We start from the raw sequence: 16,663 nt of genomic DNA on the forward strand, positions 1-16,663 counted from the left end.
GCGTCGCCGCAGCTGATCTTGCGGCGGCGCCACTCAGGAGGGACGCGCCATGGCGGGCTATATTCTGAAACGGCTGATGTCGGCGATACCTGTGCTGTTTGGTATTTCCATCATCGTCTTTGTCATTATGGCGATGATCCCCGGTGATCCGGCCACGGCTATTCTGGGCTCCTATGCCACGCCGGAGAATGTTGAGAAACTGAACCGGGATCTGGGTCTCGATCAGCCGATGGTGCAGCGGTATTTCATCTGGCTTGGCAATATGCTGCAGGGTGATTTCGGCCGCAGCTTCTCTCTGAACCGTGCCGTGCTGGACGAGGTGCTGGACCGCTTTGGCGCCACTCTGGTTCTGGCTGGTACCTCTTTTGTGCTGTGTTCCATTCTTGGCATTGCTGCGGGCGTTGTTTCCGCCGCGCGCCAATACGGTCTGGCGGACAAGGCGATTACCTTTGCCGTGCTTCTGGGGATTTCCATCCCGTCGTTCTTCCTTGGCATGATGATGATCCTGATCTTTGCCGTGAAGCTGCGCTGGTTTCCCGTGTCGGGCATGTGGCCCATCTACGGCGCCCGCGATCTCTCTGCGCTGATCAGTCATCTGACCCTGCCCGCGCTGGCGCTGGCGGTGGTTGCGACCGGGGTGATTGCCCGGCTGTCGCGTTCGGCCATGCTGGAGGTGCTGCGGCAGGATTTCATCCGCACCGCGCGGGCCAAGGGTGTGCATGAACGCTCGGTGATCTGGCGCCACGCCCTGCGCGCGGCCATGGTCGGCATCATCCCGGTTCTGGGGGTGCAGGCGGGCTTTGTCCTGTCCGGCGCGGTCTATATCGAAATGGTGTTTCAGTGGCCGGGTGTCGGGCGGATGCTGGTCGATGCCATCCTGAAACGGGACATCCTGCTGGTGCAGGGCGGCGTGGTCTTTGTGGCAGCCTGTTACGTGCTGTTCAACATCGCGGTCGATGTCGCCCAAAGCATGCTGGATCCAAGGATCAAGACATGAAGAGCTTTCTTTCGCTTCTCGCCCGCAACCGGCTTGCCCTTGGCGGGCTGATCGTGATGGGCGTCGTCGTGCTGCTGGCGCTGGTGACGCCGCTGTTGCCGCTGGCTGATCCGGATGTAACCAATACGGCAAACCGGTTCAAACTGCCCCTGTCCGAGGGCGCCTTGCTGGGTACCGATCATCTGGGCCGCGATCTGCTGAGCCGCCTGATGTGGGGCACCCGCCTGTCGCTGGCGGTCGGATTTGCCGCCGCGGTGATCGCCGCCACCCTTGGCGCTGCGATCGGGATCGTGGCAGGCTTCTACGGCGGGCGCACCGACAATATCATCATGCGCGGCGTCGATATGCTGATGGCCTTTCCCTATATCCTGCTGGCGCTGGCCATTGTCGCGGCGCTGGGGCCGGGGCTGATGAATGCGCTGATCGCCGTCGCCGCCGTCAACATTCCCTTTTTCGCGCGCAACATCCGCGGCATCACCGTTGGCATCGCGCATAAGGAATTCGTCGATGCCGCGCGCCTGTCCGGCATGAAAGACTGGCGGATCATTCTGACCGAAGTGCTGCCCAACGTGATCCCTGTGATCGTGATCGCGATGTCCACCACGGTCGGCTGGATGATCCTTGAAACCGCCGGCCTCAGCTTCCTCGGTCTTGGCTCGCAGCCACCGCAGGCCGATCTCGGCTCGATGCTGGGCGAGGCGCGCGCGGCGCTGATCTCGAACCCGCATACCTCGATTGTGCCGGGGGCGATGATCCTGGTGATTGTCATGGCGATCAACCTTTTGGGCGACGGGGTGCGCGATGCGCTGGATCCCCGGCTGAAGTCCGGGGCGCTGTCGCGGCCGATGCCCACCACCCGTGTCGATCGAAGCGGCCCGGTTCCGGCCGCATCTGACGATGCCCTGCTGGCGCTGCGCGGGCTGAAGACTGAATTCCAGGTCAAGGACCGCGTCTACAAGGCGGTGGGCGGCCTGGATCTGAAGGTTCAGCCCGGCGAATGTCTGGGCGTGATCGGCGAAAGCGGTTCGGGCAAATCGGTTACTGCGCTCAGCGTGATGGGGCTGGTGGCCTCGCCTCCCGGCGTGATCACCGGCGGCGCTGTCCACTACAAGGGTGAAGACCTGATCGGAGCCCCCTATGAAACCCTACGCAGCCTGCGCGGCAGCCGCATCGCCTATATCTTTCAGGATCCGCTGGCGACGTTGCACCCCCTTTACACCGTCGGCGACCAGCTGATCGAGGCGGTGCGCGCTCACCATCCAACCGACCGGGCTGCGGCCCGCGCCCACGCTATCGAGCTGCTGAAGTCCGTGCGCATCCCCAATGCGGAGCAGCGCGTGGACAGCTACCCGCATGAGATGTCGGGCGGTATGCGGCAGCGGGTTGGCATTGCCATGGCGCTGGCCAACGATCCCGAGGTCATCATCGCGGATGAGCCGACCACCGCGCTGGATGTGACGGTGCAGGCGCAGATCCTGTCTCTGCTGGATGACCTGCGGCGCGAACGCGGGCTGGCGATCATCTTTATCACCCATGATTTCGGCGTGGTGGCGCAGATCTGTGACCGGGTTGCGGTGATGTACGCGGGCCGGATCGTGGAGGAAGGCCCCAGTGAAACGATCCTCAATGCTCCGGCGCATCCCTATACCGCGCGGCTGATGGCCTGTGTGCCCGAGTTGGGGCAGGGGCGGCGCGAGCTGGCCGCGATCCCGGGGCTGCCGCCTGCGGTCGACCGGCTGCCGCAGGGCTGCGCCTTCGCCGATCGCTGCCACAAGGCGCAGGACGGCTGCCGCGCGGCTGATGTCTTGCTTGTCGATCATGGCGCCGACCACCGGGTGCGTTGCATCGCGCCCGAAGACACACTGCAGGAGGCACGCGCATGACGACGGCTCTGAAACTGACCGACCTCAGCAAGACCTTTCCGGTGGGAAAGCGTCTGTTCGGCCCGGCAAAGGGGCTGGTGCGTGCGGTGCAGCCTCTGTCGCTCTCCGTCGAAGAGGGCGAGACACTCGGGATCGTCGGCGAGTCGGGCTGCGGTAAATCCACACTGGCGCGGATGCTGGTGGGCTTGCTGCCGCCCTCTACCGGTACGATTGAAATCAACGGTGCGCCGCTGGATGCCGCCGATCCGGCACTGTTTGGCCGTAAGATCCAATATGTGTTTCAGGACCCGATCAGCAGCCTCAACCCGCGCAAGACGATCCGGCAAATCATGGAAGCGCCGCTGAAGCACCTGCATGGCATGTCTGCGGCGGAACGTGATGCGCGGATCCGGGAGATCTTTGCCGCGGTGAACCTGCGGGAGGAGTTCCTTGACCGCTACCCGCATGAATTCTCTGGCGGGCAGGCGCAGCGGATCGGTATCGCGCGCGCACTGGCGGCCGATGCGCGGATCCTGATCCTGGATGAGCCGGTCTCGGCGCTGGATGTTTCGGTGCAGGCGCAGGTGCTGAACCTGCTGGCTGATCTGAAAGAAAAGTTCGGGCTGACCTATCTGTTCATCAGCCACGATCTGGCCGTGGTCGAGGCAGTCAGCGACCGCGTTGCCGTGCTCTATTTTGGCTCGGTGGTCGAGGTTGGCCCGGCGGAGCAGATCTTTGCCCAGCCGAAACACCCCTATACCAAGCTTCTGGCGAATAGCGCCCCGGTTGTTGGACGGGCGCTGGTGGCGCCGGAGGGACGTGAGACCGAACTGCCCGATCCGCTGAACCCGCCGCCGGGCTGCGCCTTCAGCGCCCGCTGTCCCTACGCCAGCGCAGAATGCAGGCAGGCACCGCCGCCGCTTGAACAGCAATCGGACGGGGTCTGGGCCGCCTGCAATCACCCGCTGTCCGAAGCGGACTGAAGCTCCGACGCGCTGCGCATAGTGGCAGGCCCCTGACAGGGATAAACCGGCGGGCCGCATGATGCCCGACCGGTTCTCAGGGTGCCTCATTTTTGCCCGGCGCGCCAAAAAGATGTGCATCCGCCCGCCAGCGCCCTCCGGCGGTTGCCCCGGCAACGCCCTGCGGCGCTGCGGCAGCTTGCGGCGGCAGACATGATCGCCATAGCGGAAAGAATGGGTGCCAGATTAACAGTTGTTGTTGTCGAGGAAGATCGGGATCGCGCAATCGCCGTTGTCGACGCGATCAAGGATAGCGCGGATTGCGATGTCTACGTGATCGGCAATTCCAGCGCTCTGGCACGCAAGATTGCGGCACATGACCCCGACATCGTTCTGATCGACCTCGACAATCCGACCCGTGACATGCTGGAAGAGCTGACGCTGGCCTCCGGGCCTCTGGACCGTCCGGTGGCCATGTTCGTGTCCGGCCCTGCCGGAGGACTGGCGCAGACCGCGATCGAGGCGGGCGTGTCGGCCTATGTGGTGGACGGTCTGGCGCCAGAGCGGATCAAACCCGTCATGGATACCGCCATTGCCCGTTTCCGCATGGTGCGCCAGATCCGCAACGAACTGGCCGAAACCCGGCGGGCACTGGAAGAACGCAAGGTGATCGACCGGGCCAAGGGGCTGCTGATGAAGGCAAAGGGCATTGATGAAGACGCCGCCTATGCGCTGCTGCGCAAGACGGCGATGGATCAGGGACGCCGGGTGCCGGATGTGGCAGAGGCGCTTGTCACGGCTTCGGGGCTCTTGGGATGAAGCGAAGCCACCTGCCTGTCGCCTATATGCCCTTGGTCGACGCCGCGCCGCTGATCATCGCGCAGGAAATGGGATTTGCCGAGTCCGAAGGGATTGCGCTGGACCTGATCGCCGCGCCCTCCTGGTCGTCCGTACGGGATATGCTGGCCTTTGGCCGGGTCGAGGCCGCCCACATGCTGTCGCCGGTGCCGGTTGCGATGGCCATGGGGCTGGGCGGGGTGAAGACAGACCTTTCGGCGGTGTCGGTCCTGTCGGTCAACGGAAACGTCATCGGTGTTGGCCGCGCGCTGGAAGAGCGGCTGCGGGGCATTGGCTATGGTTTTGATTTCGCCGATCCGGTGAAGGCCGCCGCAGCGCTGGCCGAGGTGCGCTCCGGCCCGGTTGTCTTTGGCGTGCCGTTTCCGTTTTCGATGCATGTGGAATTGCTGCGCTACTGGTGCGAAGGCACCGCCCTTGGCGCTGGGGGGATTGAAATCCGCACGGTGCCGCCGCCCCTGATGGCGACTGCGCTGGCCAATGGCGATGTGGATGCGTTCTGCGTTGGCGAACCCTGGGGATCGGTCGCGGTGGACCAGGGGGCAGGGGCGTTGCTGCTGCCGGGCAAGGCGATCTGGGGCTTTGCGCCCGAAAAGGTGCTTGCGGTCAAAACAGACTGGGCCGAGAGCGAACCGGCTCTGCTGGGGCGGATGATGCGGGCGCTATGGCAGGCCGGGCGCTGGCTGGCCAAGCCCGAAAGCCGCAGCACCGCCGGAGAGATCCTGTCGCGCAAGGACTATCTGGACGTGTCGCCGGAACTCATTGACCGGGCCCTATCGGGGCAGTTCACCGTTTCGGACCGGGGCGAGCAGCGCCGGGTCGACAGTTTCGTCGAATTCCACCACGGCGCGGCCACCTTTCCCTGGCGCAGTCAGGCGAAGTGGATCGCCCATCGTCTGCGGCAATCCCATGAGGCCGCAGCTTCGCCCTCTCTTGATGAGGTTTCCCGGGTCTTCCGCGCGGATCTGCACCGCAGCCTGCTGGGCGAGGCTGGTGTGGATATGCCGGGTGCATCCGAAAAACTGGAAGGCGCGATTCGACAAAAAACGGCGGTGGCCTCGACGCGGGGTGAATTGTGCCTGATGCCTGATGCGTTCTTTGATGGTCGGGTTTTTAACCCGGACGCCACTGATTGATCATTTTTTGGGCAAAAATCCCGCCCAGGCTGCCTGGGTTGGGAAAATCCCGATCAGATTTTCGTTTTTTCTTCGCCATCATGCTGCGCTGCCGCAAGATGAGGACATCGGCTCACAACGGGGTGGGCCGGTCCGAAATTCTCCCACTGACAGGGATATTCTGAGCAAGGCCGCTCTCGCACCGCCGATACCTTCGGCGCGTAGCGTAGCGGCCTGTTTTGCGTTTGCCCGGTTCCATCCTCCTCCGACCGGGCGCTACCGAAAGGGAAGAAGATGAGAAAACTGATGCTTGGCCTCGTGGCCTCCACCGCTCTGACCAGCCCGGCCTTTGCCGAAGCACTGGAACTTGAAAAAGACGAGCTGACCTTCGGCTTTATCAAGCTGACCGATATGGCGCCCCTCGCCGTGGCCTATGAGCAGGGGTATTTCCTTGACGAAGGTCTCTTCGTCACGCTGGAAGCACAGGCCAACTGGAAGGTTCTTTTGGATGGCGTCATCGGCGGGCAGCTGGACGGCGCGCATATGCTGGCTGGACAGCCGCTGGCTGCGACCATCGGTTTTGGCACCGAGGCGCATATCATCACGCCCTTTTCGATGGATCTGAACGGCAACGGCATCACCGTCTCCAACGAAGTCTGGGAGATGATGAAGCCGAACATTCCCACCATGGATGACGGTCGCCCGCAGCATCCCATTTCTGCCGAGGCACTGGCGCCGGTGGTCGAACAGTACAAATCCGAAGGCAAGCCCTTCAACATGGGCATGGTCTTCCCGGTCTCCACGCACAACTACGAACTGCGTTACTGGCTGGCCGCCGGCGGTTTGCATCCCGGCTATTACAGCCCGGAAAACGTGACCGGCCAGATCGGTGCCGATGTCTTCCTGTCCGTGACCCCGCCGCCGCAGATGCCTGCCACGCTGGAAGCGGGCACCATCAATGGCTACTGCGTGGGCGAGCCTTGGAACCAGCAGGCGGTGTTCAAGGGCATCGGCGTTCCGGTGATCACCGATTACGAGCTGTGGAAGAACAACCCGGAAAAGGTGTTCGGCATCACCGCCGAGTTTGCCGAAGAATACCCCAACACCACCCGCGCCGTGACCAAGGCGCTGATCCGCGCCGCCATCTGGCTGGATGAGAACGACAACGCCAACCGCCCCGAAGCGGTCGAGATCCTGAGCCGCCCGGAATACGTCGGCGCCGACTACGACGTCATTGCCAACTCGATGACCGGCACGTTTGAATACGAAAAGGGCGACAAGCGCGAAGTGCCCGATTTCAACGTCTTCTTCCGTTACAACGCCACATACCCGTTCTATTCGGACGCGGTCTGGTACCTCACTCAGATGCGCCGCTGGGGTCAGATCGCCGATGCCAAGCCTGACAGCTGGTATGACGAGGTCGCCAAGTCGGTCTACCGCCCGGACATCTATCTGGACGCGGCCAAGATGCTGGTGGACGAAGGCCTTGCCGACAGTGCCGACTTCCCCTGGGACAGCGATGGCTACAAGGCAGTGACTCCGGCCGAGGATATCATCGACGGTATCGCCTTTGATGGCCGCACCCCCAACGCTTACCTCGAAAGCCTGCCGATCGGCCTGAAGGGCGAGCAGGTCGTCGTGGGTGCCGGTGTCGAAGGCTGACCTCTCCTGATCCGGCGCGCGCCCAGACCGGCGCGCTCCGCCTCTCCCCTCCCCGTTATACCTCTGGTTTCGAAAGGTTCTTCCGATGACCACGACCGACCCCGATTTTGCCGCCGCCGAGGAGCGGGAAGCCCGGCGCGCAAGGCTGTTCACCCAGATCAACACCGCTGACAAATGGTTCCAGGTTCTGGGCATGTCCTGGATCACGCCAATCCTGAAAGCCGTTGCAGGCGACAACCCGCAGGCTCAGGTCAAGGAAATCTGGCGTCTTCTGGCTGTTCCGCTGATCGCCATCGCAGCCTTCCTGCTGCTCTGGGGCACATTGGCACCGAAGGTGCAGACATCGCTTGGGGCAGTGCCCGGTCCGGCGCAGGTCTGGGCCGAGGTGGTGAACCTGCACGAGGATGCGCAGGCCAAGGCCGCCAAGCGCGAGAAATTCGAAGCCATGGTGGCCAAGCGCAACGAGAAACTGATCGCTGCGGGCCGCGCCGATGAGGTCAAGACCATCGCCTATACCGGCGCGCCGAGCTATTATCAGCAGATCTGGACCTCGATCCGGACGGTGTTCTTTGGCTTCCTGATTGCAACCGTCGTCGCCGTGCCGCTGGGCATCGCGGCGGGTCTGTCGCCCACGGCCAATGCTGCCATCAACCCGCTGGTGCAGATCTTCAAACCGGTCTCGCCGCTGGCCTGGCTGCCGATCGTCACCATGATCGTCTCGGCGGTCTATGCGACCAATGACGGGCTGTTTTCCAAATCCTTCCTGATCTCGGCCATCACCGTGACGCTCTGCTCGCTCTGGCCGACGCTGATCAACACCGCGCTGGGCGTTGCCTCGATCGACAAGGATCTGGTGAACGTCTCAAAGGTCCTGAAAATGAACACCTGGACCAAGATCACCCGACTGGTGCTGCCCTCGGCGCTGCCGCTGATCTTTACCGGGTTGCGCCTGTCCCTGGGCGTCGGCTGGATGGTGCTGATCGCCGCGGAAATGCTGGCGCAGAACCCGGGGCTTGGCAAATTCGTCTGGGATGAGTTCCAGAACGGCTCCTCCAGCTCGCTGGCCAAGATCATGGTGGCGGTCTTCACCATCGGCATCATCGGCTTCCTCTTGGACCGGGTGATGTTTGCGCTGCAGTCCCTGTTCACCTTCACGAACAACCGGTGATCGCCATGGCTATTCTGACATTCGACAACGTCTCCAAAAGCTTTGGCACGGGCACCAGCGAAACGCATGTGCTGAAGAACATCAACCTTGAGGTCGAAGAGGGCGAATTCCTCGTGCTGCTCGGGTTTTCCGGCACCGGCAAGACGACGCTGATCAACCTGATGGCGGGGCTCGACAGCCCGACCAAAGGCTCCGTCAGCTTTCGCGATCAGAAGATCGAAGGCCCCGGCCCGGAACGCGGCGTGATTTTCCAAAGCTATTCGCTGATGCCCTGGCTGACCGTGGCAGGCAACGTGCGCCTTGCCGTCGATACGGTTTTCCCCAAGATGCCCAAGGCAGAAAAGGACGCCAAGGTCGCGCATTACATCCAGATGGTTGGCCTGTCCCATGCCGCGAGCCGCCGCCCGGCGGAACTGTCCGGCGGGATGCGTCAGCGGGTCAACGTGGCCCGTGCGTTGGCCATGTCGCCCGAAGTGCTGCTCCTGGATGAGCCGCTTTCGGCGCTGGATGCGCTGACCCGCGCCAACCTCGCCGACGAGATCGAGGCGATCTGGGAGGCGGACAAGAAGACCTGCGTGCTGATCACCAATGACGTGGACGAGGCGATCCTTCTGGCGGATCGCATCATTGCGCTCAATCCCGATGGCACCCTTGGCGAGGAATTCCGCGTCACCATCCCCCGCCCGCGCGACCGGGTCGAGATGAACCACCACGAAGGGTTCAAGACCCTGCGCAGCCAGGTCACCTCCTACCTGATGGAGGTTGGGATCGAGGCCAAGGTCGAAGGCACCCGCCTGTTGCCCGACGTGACCCCGATCCATGGCCTGCCGTCCGCAGTGGCCAAGGCACAGGAAAGCGCGACCGAGGAACGCTTCCTCGACTTCTCGCAACTGCACAAGATCTACCCCACGCCAAAGGGGCCGCTCACCGTGGTCGAGGATTTCAACCTCAAGATCAACAAGGGCGAGTTCATCTCGCTGATCGGCCACTCGGGCTGCGGCAAATCCACTGTCCTGACCATGGCGGCGGGTCTGAACCCGATCTCCAAGGGGGCGATCAAGCTGGACCGCCGCCATGTGGAGGGCGCCGATCCCGAACGCGCCGTGGTGTTCCAGTCGCCGAACCTGTTTCCTTGGCTGACCGCGCGGGAAAACTGCGCCATCGGGGTCGACAAGGTCTACCCGGGTGCCAGCCGCGCCGAGCGGCAGGACGTGGTGGAATACTATCTGGAACGCGTCGGCCTTGCCGATGCGATGGACCGCCCGGCTAGCGACATGTCCAACGGCATGCAGCAGCGGGTGGGCATTGCGCGCGCCTTTGCCCTGTCGCCCAAATTGCTGCTGCTGGATGAACCCTTCGGGATGCTCGACAGCCTGACCCGCTGGGAACTGCAAGAGGTGCTGATGGAGGTCTGGTCCCGCACCAAAGTGACCGCCATCTGCGTCACCCACGATGTGGACGAGGCGATCCTTTTGGCTGACCGGGTGGTGATGATGACCAATGGTCCGCAGGCCACCATCGGCAAGATCACCGAGGTCGACCTGCCGCGCCCACGCACCCGCAAGGCGCTGCTCGAACACCCGGATTACTACAGCTATCGGCAAGAGGTGCTCGATTTCCTGGAAGAATACGAGCATGGCGCGAAACCGAAAAAACCGGCGCTGAGCGCCGTCGCTGCGGAGTGAGGACCATGAAGCAGAAACTCGTTATCGTCGGGGCAGGCATGGCCTCGGGACGGATGCTGGAGCATCTTCTGAACGCGAACCCAGAGGCCTATGAGATCACCCTCTTTAATGCGGAGCCGCGCGGCAACTACAACCGGCTGATGCTGTCGCCGGTGCTGTCAGGCGAAAAGACCTATGCCGAGATCGTCACCCATGACGAAGACTGGTACGCCGAGCATGGCATCACCTGCCGGTTTGGTGAAAAGGTTACCGTCATCGATCCCGCGCAGAAAGTCGTGCGCGGCGAAAAGGGCGATGTCTCTTACGACAAGCTGGTCATCGCCACCGGGTCGAACCCCTTCATGATCCCCTTGCCCGGACATGATCTGGCGGGCGTGATCCCCTACCGCGATCTGGAAGACACCGAGGCGATGATGGCCCTTGGCGACACCCCCGGCACAAAGGCGGTCGTGATCGGTGGTGGCCTGTTAGGGCTGGAGGCGGCAGCAGGCATGGCCGCGCGCGGCGTCGATGTCACCGTCGTCCATATCATGGGTCACCTGATGGAGCGTCAGCTGGATGAGGCAGCCGGATATCTCTTGCGCAAATCGCTGGTTGAGAAGGGGATCAAGGTCCTTTGCCAGGCGAACTCCAAGGAGATCCTGGATGACGGCACTGGCCATGTGAAGGCCCTGCGGCTGGAGGATGGCACCGAACTGCCCTGCGATCTGTTGGTGATGGCGGTGGGCATCCGCCCTAATATGGCGCTGGCAGAGGCAACGGGCCTTTCCTGCAACCGGGGCGTCGTGGTGGACGACCACATGGTGACCTCGGATCCCGATATCCTCGCCCTTGGTGAATGCGTTGAACACGATGGTGCGCTCTTTGGTCTTGTGGCGCCGCTTTACGATCAGGCCAAGGTGCTGGCGCAGACCCTTTTGGGGCAGGACGCGCGGTTCGTGAACAAGGAGGTCTCGACCAAGCTGAAAGTGACCGGCTGCGATCTGTTCAGCGCCGGAGATTTCGCGACAGGCGAAGGGCGCGAGGATATCGTTTTCCGCGATCCCGCGCGCGGCGTCTACAAGCGGCTGGTGCTGGAAGGCGATCGACTGATCGGCGCTGTGATGTACGGCGATACCGCCGATGGCGCCTGGTTCTACAGTCAGATCAAGGACGGCAGCGATATCGCCGAGATGCGCGATACGCTGATCTTTGGCCCGGCCTATCAGGGGGGCGCCTCCGCGGACCCTTTGTTAGCCGTTGCAGCCTTGCCGGATGATGCGGAAATCTGCGGCTGCAACGGCGTATGCAAGGGCGATATCGTCTCGGCGATCCACGATGGTGCCACCGATCTGGGTGCATTGCGGGCCTGCACCAAGGCGTCTGCCTCCTGCGGGACCTGCACGGGACTGGTGGAACAGGTGCTGGCCGTCACCCTTGGGGACGACTACGCCGCCCCCACGGCGCAGCCGATCTGCGGCTGTTGTGACCTGACGCATGAGGACGTGCGCCGCCTGATCAAATCACAAGAGCTGAAATCTCAGGCTGCGGTCTGGCAGGAGCTGGGCTGGAAAACCCCCAATGGCTGCCATGTCTGCCGCCCGGCGGTAAACTTCTACCTGCTCGCCGATTGGCCGGTGGAATATCAGGACGACCCGCAAAGCCGTTTCGTCAACGAACGCAAGCACGCCAATATCCAGAAGGACGGTACTTTTTCCGTGGTGCCGCGCATGTGGGGGGGGATGACCACCCCGGACGAGCTGCGCGCCATCGCCGATGCCGCCGAAATATACAACGTACCCACCGTGCATGTGACCGGCGGCCAGCGGATCGACCTCCTTGGCGTCAAGGGCGAGGATCTGCCGCATATCTGGGCCGATCTCAACAAGGCGGGCATGGTCTCGGGCCACGCCTACGCCAAGGGCCTTCGCACGGTGAAAACCTGCGTCGGCAAGGATCATTGCCGCTTTGGCACCCAAGACAGCACCGGCCTTGGCATCAAGCTGGAAAAACGGCTCTGGGGCTCATGGTCTCCGCATAAGGTGAAGCTGGCCGTCTCGGGCTGTCCGCGCAACTGCGCTGAGGCCACTTGCAAGGACATCGGCGTTGTCTGCGTCGACAGTGGTTACCAGATCGGTGTCGCAGGCGCGGCGGGCATGGACGTGAAGGAAACCGAACGGCTGGCCGATGTGGCAACCGAGGAAGAGGCGCTCGATCTCGCGACTGCCTTCATGCAGCTTTACCGCGAGAACGCCAAATACCTCGACCGGCCTTACAAATGGGTCGCCAAGGTCGGCCTTGATTGGGTGAAGGCCCGCGTGGTCGACGATCTGGAGGAACGCCAGCGCCTGATCGACGCGTTTGAATTGTCGCAAACCATCTACCGCAAGGACCCTTGGGCCAAGGAAGTGGAGGAGAAATCCGCCGCTTATGCCCCCCTTGCCGATCTCACCCTGGAGGCCGCAGAATGAGCTGGATCGATATCGGACATATTGACGAGGTGCCCCTGCGAGGCGCGCGGCTTCTGAAAACCCCGATGGGCTGTATCGCGGTCTTTCGCACCGCCGAGGCAGAGGTCTTTGCCGCCTCCAACAGCTGCCCGCACAAGGGCGGCCCGCTGTCCGAAGGCATCGTGCACGGGCAATCGGTGACCTGCCCGCTGCACAACTGGGTCTTTGATCTCAATACCGGAGAGGCGCAGGGTGCTGATGACGGGCGGATCGAGACCTACCCCTTGCGTCTGGAAGGGCAGCGTATGCTGCTTGACTCCAGCGCCCTTACCGGGCGGAGCGCCGCATGAGCGCGCCCGGCGGGATCCGCTCCACCTGTCCCTATTGCGGGGTGGGCTGCGGAGTTCTGTTGTCTGAGGACAAGAACGGCGCGCTTTCCGTGCGCGGCGATCCCGACCATCCGGCCAACTTCGGGCGGCTCTGTTCAAAAGGTTCGGCCCTGGGAGAAACTCTGGGGCTGGAGCATCGTTTGCTTGCTCCAAAGATAGACGGGCAGAACAGCGATTGGGACACGGCGCTCGATCTGGTTGCGGATCGGTTTTCCCAGACGATCCGCGATCATGGGCCTGACAGCGTCGCCTTTTATGTTTCGGGCCAGCTGCTGACCGAAGACTACTACGTCGCCAACAAGCTGATGAAAGGCTTCATCGGCTCGGCCAATATCGACACCAATTCGCGGCTCTGCATGGCCTCCAGCGTGGCGGGGCACAAGCGCGCCTTTGGCAGTGATACCGTGCCCGGCACCTACGAGGATCTGGACGAGGCCGATCTGGTGGTGCTGGTGGGGTCAAACCTCGCCTGGTGCCATCCGGTGCTCTACCAGCGCCTTCTTGCGGCCCGCAAATCACGCGGCACCAAGATTGTGGTGGTGGACCCGCGCCGCACCGCCAGCTGCGACGGCGCCGATCTGCATCTGGCGCTTGAACCGGGGTCGGACGTGGCCCTGTTCAACCACCTTCTGAGGGAGATCGACGCGCGCGGCGCGATGGATCCCGATTTCCTGCAACACACCAATGGGTTCGAAGCTGCGCTCGAAGCAGCCCAGCTTGAGACCCTGTCCCCGACCGGGCTGACAGAGGACGAGGTCCGCGCCTTCTGCGACATGTGGATCGGCACCAAAAAGACCGTCACCATCTACAGCCAGGGCGTCAATCAATCGACCAGCGGCAGCGACAAGGTCAACGCGATCCTGAACTGCCACCTTGCCACCGGGCGCATCGGCAGGCCCGGCATGGGGCCCTTGTCGGTGACCGGCCAGCCCAATGCCATGGGCGGGCGCGAGGTCGGCGGGCTGGCGAATATGCTGGCCTGTCATCTCGATCTGGAAAACCCCGATCACCGTCAGGCGGTGCGCGATTTCTGGCAGGCCCCGCAGATGCCCGAGGCGCCGGGCCTGAAGGCGGTGGACATGTTCCGTGCCGTGGCCAACGGGCGGATCAAGGCGCTGTGGGTCATTCACACCAACCCCGCCGTGTCGATGCCCGACTCCGCCGCCGTGCGCGCGGCGATCAAGGCCTGCCCTTTCACCGTGGTCAGTGACATCACCGAACACAGTGACACCGCGCGTCTGGCACGGGTGCTGCTGCCCGCCAGCGCCTGGGGGGAGAAGGACGGCACCGTTACCAATTCAGACCGCACCATCAGCCGCCAGCGCGCGGCCCTGCCCGCCCCCGGTGCGGCCCGCCCCGATTGGCAGATCCTCTGCGAAGTTGGCAAACGCATGGGCTGGCACGCGGCCTTTGACTATGAAAGCCCGGTTGAGATCTTCCGTGAATATGCCGCCCTCTCTGGGGTCGCGGGTCAGTTCGGACGTGATTTCGACATCTCCGGCCTCTCCGGGTTGGAGGCATCGGCCTATGACACCCTTGCCCCCACCCGCTGGCCTGTCATCGCAGATCGCAGCGGTGGCCGGTTCTTTGCCGATGGCAATTTCTACCATGGCGACAAAAAGGCCCGGCTGCTGCCGCTGCGCTATCGCCCGCCCGCAGCCAGGACGGGGCCAAAGTACCCCTTCCGGCTGAACACCGGGCGGCTTCGCGACCAATGGCACACGATGACGCGCACGGGGCTGTCGCCACGCCTTGGCGCGCATATGCCGGAACCCTTCCTTGAATTGCACCCGGAAGACGCAGCCGCCCTGGGCATCGCCCCTGCGGATCTTGTGGAGGTGCGCAGCCCCAATGGAAGCGCCATCCTGCGCGCCCGGATCAGTGACGCGGTGCAACCCAGGCAGGTCTTTGCGCCGATCCACTGGACCGGGGAAACCGCGCCCTCTGGCCGGATCGACGATCTGGTCGCAGCCGAAACCGACCCAGTGTCAGGCCAGCCCGAAAGCAAGGCCAGCGTCGTTGCCGTCCAGAAGATGGAGGCCGCCTGGTATGGTTTCGCGGTCTCGACCCGGCCCATGGCGCCAAACGCTGACTATTGGGCGCTGGCGCCCACCCGTGGCGGCTATCGCGCCGAGATGGCCGGATACGCGCCTGCGCCCGATTGGGAAGAGGAAGCCCGCCGCCTGTTCGATCTGCCCGGCGCCGAAGCTGCCACCATTCTGGACCCCGCACGGGGAACAGCCCGGATCGCCCTGTTCGACAAGGGGCGCCTTCTTGCGGCCCTGTTTGTGGACCGGGAACCGGTGGCGGTGGTGCGGGACTATCTTGCCACGCTCCCGTATGCGGCAGGCACAGAGGTTCTGACCGGTCGCCCCCCGGCGGATGTGCCCGATCCTGGCCCGGTGATCTGCTCCTGCTTCGGGATTGGGATCAACACCATCATCAGCGCCATCGAAACCCAGCACCTGATGACGGTGGAAGCGATCGGTGTCGCACTGGAGGCGGGGACCAACTGCGGCTCCTGCCGCCCGGAACTGGCCGCCATTCTGGCCAGCACCCATCAGCGGGAGGCGGCGGAATGAGCCTGGTCGGTCATGTGCGCACCCTGGGTCATGGCCCCGGACGCTCCCGCTCTTTGACCCAAGACGAAGCGCGGGATGCCATGACCCTGATGCTGGGCAAGGACGCCGCGCCCGAGGCCATTGGCGCGCTGTTGATGCTCTTGCGCATGAAGGGCGAAACGGCGGAAGAGATTGCCGGTTTCGCGGCTGCCGCACAAGAACAGGTCCCGGCGCTGCCGCAGGTCGACCTCGACTGGCCGTCCTATGCGGCAGGGCGCACGCGTGGGCTTCCCTGGTTCCTTGTCTCGGCGCTGATGGTGGCCCAAAGCGGCAAGCGGGTGATGCTGCATGGCTGGAACGGATCCGATCCCACCGTGCGAAACGGTCTTGAAACCCTTGCCATCCCGATTGCCCATACCCCCGCCGAGGCCGAAGCCGCGCTGAACGCGGGGAATATCGTTTATATGCCGCTGGAAGATCTTTGCCCGCCCCTGATGCAGCTCTTGTCCCTGCGTGCGGTGCTTGGCCTGCGTTCTTGCGTCAACACGGTGTGCCGGATGCTGAACCCGGCTGGCGCGGCGGCCAGTGTTCAGGGCGTCTTTCACCCCTCCTATCGATTGTTGCAGGCCGATGCCGCCCAGCGCCTTGGCTGGCAGTCCCTGACCGTGATCAAGGGGGGCGGCGGCGAATTCGAACGTCACCCGGCCAAGGCGATTGAAGCCTTCGGATTGCGGGATGGCGCGCTTTGGCAGGACACCGAGGCACCGCGCCTACAGGAAACCCGGCGCCTGGCGGACAGCGCAGGCCATATCAATTCGCTGAAGGTGGCGATCAGCCCTGCCGCACTGCCGCGATTTGAGGGTGAAGTCATCCTTGGAACCGCGCGGCTGGCGATGGACACGCTGGGCTGTGCCAACAGCCCTTTGCATTTTCCCGACGGCAGCCCTGTGCCGACGGCCCTTCCCCTCACAGCCTGAA

12 protein-coding genes are annotated in these 16,663 nt (G+C 63.5%); all 12 read left to right on the forward strand.

The window, feature by feature from the left end; genetic code table 11:
* Positions 1-49 precede the first annotated feature (49 nt).
* Complete coding sequence (locus AAFO90_RS14345) at positions 50-997, forward strand: ABC transporter permease (protein ID WP_065272428.1); 948 nt, start codon at positions 50-52, stop codon at positions 995-997.
* Positions 994-2,880: a dipeptide/oligopeptide/nickel ABC transporter permease/ATP-binding protein gene (locus AAFO90_RS14350; protein ID WP_347509812.1), complete on the forward strand. Its 1,887-nt coding sequence runs from the start codon at positions 994-996 to the stop codon at positions 2,878-2,880. The genes AAFO90_RS14345 and AAFO90_RS14350 overlap by 4 nt, the downstream gene beginning before the upstream one ends.
* A complete protein-coding gene (locus AAFO90_RS14355) occupies positions 2,877-3,842 on the forward strand; it encodes an oligopeptide/dipeptide ABC transporter ATP-binding protein (protein WP_347509813.1) in 966 nt (321 codons plus the stop codon). Before AAFO90_RS14350 ends, AAFO90_RS14355 begins: the two co-directional genes overlap by 4 nt.
* A gap of 213 nt (positions 3,843-4,055) precedes the next feature.
* The gene (locus AAFO90_RS14360; RefSeq protein ID WP_274834674.1) at positions 4,056-4,640 is read left to right on the forward strand and encodes an ANTAR domain-containing protein; all 585 of its coding nucleotides are present in this window, start codon (positions 4,056-4,058) and stop codon (positions 4,638-4,640) included.
* Positions 4,637-5,812, forward strand: a complete 1,176-nt coding sequence (locus tag AAFO90_RS14365; RefSeq protein WP_347509814.1) for a CmpA/NrtA family ABC transporter substrate-binding protein — start codon at positions 4,637-4,639, stop codon at positions 5,810-5,812. Before AAFO90_RS14360 ends, AAFO90_RS14365 begins: the two co-directional genes overlap by 4 nt.
* Before the next feature lie 273 nt (positions 5,813-6,085).
* On the forward strand, positions 6,086-7,453 hold the full coding sequence (locus AAFO90_RS14370) for a CmpA/NrtA family ABC transporter substrate-binding protein (RefSeq protein WP_347509815.1): 1,368 nt from the start codon (positions 6,086-6,088) through the stop codon (positions 7,451-7,453).
* A gap of 85 nt (positions 7,454-7,538) precedes the next feature.
* Entirely contained in the window at positions 7,539-8,621 is a 1,083-nt protein-coding gene (locus AAFO90_RS14375) for an ABC transporter permease (RefSeq protein WP_347509816.1), read from the forward strand.
* A gap of 5 nt (positions 8,622-8,626) precedes the next feature.
* Entirely contained in the window at positions 8,627-10,306 is a 1,680-nt protein-coding gene (locus AAFO90_RS14380; RefSeq protein ID WP_347509817.1) for an ABC transporter ATP-binding protein, read from the forward strand.
* Positions 10,307-10,311: 5 nt separating this feature from the next.
* Entirely contained in the window at positions 10,312-12,756 is a 2,445-nt protein-coding gene (gene nirB / locus AAFO90_RS14385) for a nitrite reductase large subunit NirB (RefSeq protein ID WP_347509818.1), read from the forward strand.
* Positions 12,753-13,085: a nitrite reductase small subunit NirD gene (gene nirD, locus AAFO90_RS14390; RefSeq protein WP_274827542.1), complete on the forward strand. Its 333-nt coding sequence runs from the start codon at positions 12,753-12,755 to the stop codon at positions 13,083-13,085. The genes nirB and nirD overlap by 4 nt, the downstream gene beginning before the upstream one ends.
* Complete coding sequence (locus AAFO90_RS14395; protein ID WP_347509819.1) at positions 13,082-15,706, forward strand: molybdopterin-dependent oxidoreductase; 2,625 nt, start codon at positions 13,082-13,084, stop codon at positions 15,704-15,706. Before nirD ends, AAFO90_RS14395 begins: the two co-directional genes overlap by 4 nt.
* Positions 15,703-16,662 carry a glycosyl transferase family protein gene (locus AAFO90_RS14400; RefSeq protein ID WP_347509820.1) on the forward strand — a complete coding sequence of 320 codons (960 nt, stop codon included), beginning with the start codon at positions 15,703-15,705 and terminating at the stop codon, positions 16,660-16,662. The genes AAFO90_RS14395 and AAFO90_RS14400 overlap by 4 nt, the downstream gene beginning before the upstream one ends.
* Position 16,663 lies beyond the last annotated feature (1 nt).

This window comes from Phaeobacter sp. CAU 1743 (assembly GCF_039839315.1).
In the GTDB taxonomy this organism is placed as follows: Bacteria; Pseudomonadota; Alphaproteobacteria; order Rhodobacterales; family Rhodobacteraceae; genus Phycobacter; species Phycobacter gallaeciensis_A.